We start from the raw sequence: 4,192 nt of genomic DNA on the forward strand, positions 1-4,192 counted from the left end.
GGGCGTTCCAACAGCCGGGACAGGACGACGGTGGACACCGTGCGGTCGACGATCTCCAGCCCGCGTAGCCGTTCCAGCGCGGTCTCCAGATGGTGGATGTCCGAGGCGCGCAGATGGACGATCGCGTCGGCCGCGCCCGAGACCGTGTACGCCGCGACGACCTCCGGCAACGGCTCCAGCCGGGCGCGGATCCTGGCCGGGGTGATGTTGCCGTTGCAGGTCATCTCGACGAACGCCTCGGTGCCCCAGCCCAGCGCTTCGGGGTCGACGACCGCGGTGAACCCGCGCAGGACCCCGGTTTCGAGCAGTCTGTCGACCCGTCGCTTCACCGCGGGCGCGGACAGGCCGACCACCTTGCCGATGTCGGCGTAGCTGGACCTCGCGTTGGCCATCAGGCATGAAACGATTCGCTGGTCGATGGTGTTCACACGCAATGTTTAGCAGGTATGTGCGCAGCGAACAGCGATTGATTGCGGAATTAGTGAGCCATACCCTTCGGGTATGCCGGAACTGGAGCAGCAGCCCCGTGTACCCACGACGCGCCGCTACCTCATGTGCCCGCCGCGGTACTTCGCGGTGGATTACGTCATCAACCCGTGGATGGACCCGTCCGTCCCGGTCAGCATCGACACCGCGATGGCGCAATGGACCGAACTCCGCGACACCTATCGGCGCCTCGGCCACACCGTCGAGGAGATCGAGGCCCAGCCCGGCCTGCCCGACATGGTGTTCGCCGCGAACTCGGGCACCGTCGTCGACGGACGCGTGCTCGGCTCGCGGTTCCGCGCCCCGCAGCGCACCGCCGAGGCCGAGCACTTCCGCCGCTGGTTCGTCGAGCACGGCTACCGCGACATCACCATGCCCGAGAAGATCAACGAGGCCGAGGGCGATTTCGCGTGGACCGGCAAGGTACTGCTCGCCGGCACCGGCTTCCGGACCGACCCGGCCGCGCACGCCGAAGCGCAGGAGGTCCTCGGTGTCCCGGTCGTGTCGCTGCGGCTGATCGATCCGAGCTACTACCACCTCGACACCGCGCTGTTCGTGCTCGCCGAGGCCACCGACACCACGTCCGCCCAGATCGCCTACTACCCGGACGCCTTCTCGGCGGGATCGCGGAGGGTGCTGGAGCGGATGTTCCCGGACGCGGTAATCGCGGACCGGGCCGACGCGGAGTGCTTCGGCCTGAACGGGGTGTCCGACGGACGCAACGTCGTCCTGCCGGTCGAGGCGACCGGATTGGCGGCGCGGCTGACCGAACGCGGTTACGAGGTCGTCTTCCTGGATATTTCCGAGCTCAGGAAGGCGGGCGGCGGCCCGAAGTGCTGCACCCTGGAGATTCGCAAGTAATCCGTTCGGGGACATCTTGCGGGATCGTGTAACTACTCCATTCGCCAATTCGATTAATCGGGAAATACACTCGGTCCCGAATGAGGCGCGGATGGTGATCCTGGCGATCGGCGGCGTGGGCAAACCCGTGCGCGCGCTGGATCCTGGCGAGAACGAAACCTGGGTGACGGTCGAACAGTTCGAGCGGGTGCTCGACACGGTGGCCGGACGCGAAGATGTCAGCCTCACCTTCGACGACGGCAACTCCTCGGACGTCGAGATCGCGCTCCCCAGACTGGTGGAGCGCGATCTCACGGCTGAGTTCTTCCCGTTGGCGGGCCGGATCGGGCAGCGGGGTTTCCTCGACGCCGACGGCCTTCGCGAGCTGGTCGAGGCGGGGATGTCGATCGGTTCGCACGGCTGGGAGCATCGAGACTGGCGGCGGCTGGACGACCGGAACGCCCGGCGTGAACTGGAAACCGCGCCGAAACTGCTCGCGGACTTGAGCGGGAAACCCGTGCGCGCGTACGCGCCGCCGTTCGGCGCCTACGACCGGCGGGTGCTCAGCAGGCTTCGGCGTTTCGGCGCGACGAGGGTCTACACGACCGAAGGCGGCGCGGCTTCGGTCGACGGCTGGCTACGGCCTCGGATCGAGGTCCTGCACGACGTCGACCAGGAGTGGATCGACAGTGTGCTCGGTGAGCGGGAGGGCCTGTACCGTCGAGCGGGACGGCTTATGGCGCGGGTCGCCAGGCTTGCCCGCTTTTGATCGTTTTCTTTGTGTGGTGGGAAAATAACCCTTGAGCTGAAACGGCGGCGAAGGCATTCTGAGCACCCTCGGTAAAGAAGTTTTATTAACAAAGGGGTGCTCGGTATGCGGAAACTGCTCCTGTTCTCGGCGATGGTCGTGCCCGCCGGGTTGGCTCCCGCGGCGACGGCCGCCGCATCCCCGGAGGCGGCCCCGACCGCGCAGCAGTTGCTGGCGAAGACCACCAGCTGCAAGCAGGTGTCGAACGGCAAGTACAAGACCGATGAGGAAACCGGCCGGACCATCGCGGTCTGCGACGCGGGCGGCGCCGTGTTCTGGAAGGCCGATATGGACGTCGACTGCGACGGGCAGCCGACCGCGCGGTGCAACAAGAACACGGACCCGTGGTTCCAGGACGGCACCGCGTATCCGCGCTCCGACGGCAAGGCGCTGATCGCCGACCAGACGCCCTACGTCGTCGTGCCGAGCATCAGCGGCACGTGGAACTTCGAGAAGGCCGGCCTCAAGGGCGCCGGTTCGTGCGCGGTGATCTACAACGACAAGGTGCTCTACACCGTCATCGGTGACACCGGTCCGAAGGACATCATCGGCGAAGCGTCCTATGCGGCCGCGAAGGCGCTGGGGATCAACCCGGACCCGAAGAACGGCGGCGTCGACTCGGGCGTGACCTACATCTGCTTCAAGAACTCGAAGGTTTCGCCGATCGAGGACCACGGGAAGTCGAGCTCGGTCGGGCAGGCCCTGGCGGCGAAGTTCGTCGGGTGAACGAGTGAGGGGTAGGTAGGCGATGGGTCGGGTCGGTCGTGAGTGGCGATTCGTGTTCTAACCCGAATCGCCACTCACGACCACCGGTACCCATCGGTCACCGTGGCCTTGTCGCTCACTTGCCGCACCGCAGGCACGTCGGGGCGCGGCCGCCGGTCGGATCCCAGCCCTCTCGGACAAGGACGATGCGGACCTCCGCGGCGACTTCGCACGATGACTTCCGCACGTCATGCCAGCCGTAGACGAGACGCGCTCGATCGGCCAGTTCCGCCGCGTTGTCCCGTTCCCGGTCACGGAAGGCGATGTCCGCCATCGCGTGAGTGGCCCGGCCGTCGAGCCTGACCGTCACCGGGGCACCGTGCGAGTCATAAGTGACGTCTTCCCAGAGGATCTTTCCCTTCACTTCGAAGGGCGTTTGGCGACTGCCCGGCGGAAGGCCGTGGGCGTCCTCGACCGTTTCCTTGTATTCCACCTCCAATGCTGACATCAATCCCCCGCCGAGAAGTGCGAGGCCGTGCCGGATGGCGGGCCGGTAGCGGAACGGAGGTCTGAGAAATACGCATTCCTCCATTGCGCGCAAGGAGACTTTGCTGCGACTGGTCAGATCGACCACCGTGGTGGTGGCGAGTTTCGGGGTTCTCTGCGCGGTGGCCAGATCGACGATCGTGTCCGTCAGGCGAGTCCGGGGTGGCACTGTGCCGGTCGCGATATGCGGCAAGGCGCGCGAGCGGTGCACGATGACCAGCGGTGGGCACGAGACAGCTGAAAACGTGTACGGAACCGTGATCTCGACCGGGCCTTCGACGATCGGTACGAGTCCCCATTCTTCGGCGGCGGTGCGATGACTCAAGATGGCGTGGCCGCCCCCGTACTTCAGGGCAGCGTGAATCTTGGCGGACCTGGAGAGGGCGCCGGTGAACATCGCATAGACGCGCGGTAGCACTCGTTGCCAGCGTCCGGCCTCGAGGTTGGCTTCGATATCGGCCACCGTGTGGCCATAGGCACGAAGTTGCCGGGTGCTGACGATTCCATGCTGTTCCGCCAGCAGGACCGGCCAGCTCGGGCGTTGTTCGGCCGGGATGGAGTCTTCCGACCAGCGGCTGTGGGTGGGCACCTTCCCACGATCGCCGTCCGGCGACGGTCACGGCGGGCATGAAGCGAATCTGTGGATAAACAGGTGGAGAGAAGCGCTGGCTGTGGATAGCTGGGTCGGGGTGGTCGTGAGGGGGGGTTTTGGTTTGGAACCCAAAAACCCCCCCCCACCCCCCCCCCCCCCCCCCCCCCCCCCCCCCCACCCCTCCAAAATTGTTCCCCCTTTCCTCGACCAGAAAA

At 66.2% G+C, this 4,192-nt stretch carries 5 protein-coding genes; 3 read left to right on the forward strand and 2 right to left on the reverse strand.

Features of this window, described 5'->3' with window-relative positions; genetic code table 11:
• Nucleotides 1-428, reverse strand: a 428-nt coding sequence (locus AC069H_RS05100; protein WP_478231384.1) for an Lrp/AsnC family transcriptional regulator, incomplete at its 3' end; no start/stop codon positions are given.
• 73 nt (nucleotides 429-501) lie between these two features.
• Here AC069H_RS05100 and ddaH point away from each other — a divergent pair.
• The 3 genes from ddaH (at nucleotide 502) to AC069H_RS05115 (ending at nucleotide 2,860) form a co-directional block, all read left to right on the forward strand.
• Nucleotides 502-1,347: a dimethylargininase gene (gene ddaH, locus AC069H_RS05105; RefSeq protein WP_478231385.1), complete on the forward strand. Its 846-nt coding sequence runs from the start codon at nucleotides 502-504 to the stop codon at nucleotides 1,345-1,347.
• Nucleotides 1,348-1,438: 91 nt separating this feature from the next.
• Entirely contained in the window at nucleotides 1,439-2,095 is a 657-nt protein-coding gene (locus AC069H_RS05110; protein ID WP_478231386.1) for a polysaccharide deacetylase family protein, read from the forward strand.
• A 105-nt stretch (nucleotides 2,096-2,200) separates the two neighbouring features.
• Entirely contained in the window at nucleotides 2,201-2,860 is a 660-nt protein-coding gene (locus AC069H_RS05115) for a glycoside hydrolase family 75 protein (RefSeq protein ID WP_478231387.1), read from the forward strand.
• Nucleotides 2,861-2,975: 115 nt separating this feature from the next.
• Here AC069H_RS05115 and AC069H_RS05120 read toward each other — a convergent pair whose 3' ends face one another.
• Nucleotides 2,976-3,974 carry a hypothetical protein gene (locus AC069H_RS05120; RefSeq protein ID WP_478231388.1) on the reverse strand — a complete coding sequence of 333 codons (999 nt, stop codon included), beginning with the start codon at nucleotides 3,972-3,974 and terminating at the stop codon, nucleotides 2,976-2,978.
• Nucleotides 3,975-4,192: the final 218 nt, after the last annotated feature.

Source organism: Amycolatopsis sp. NPDC043887, assembly GCF_056435665.1.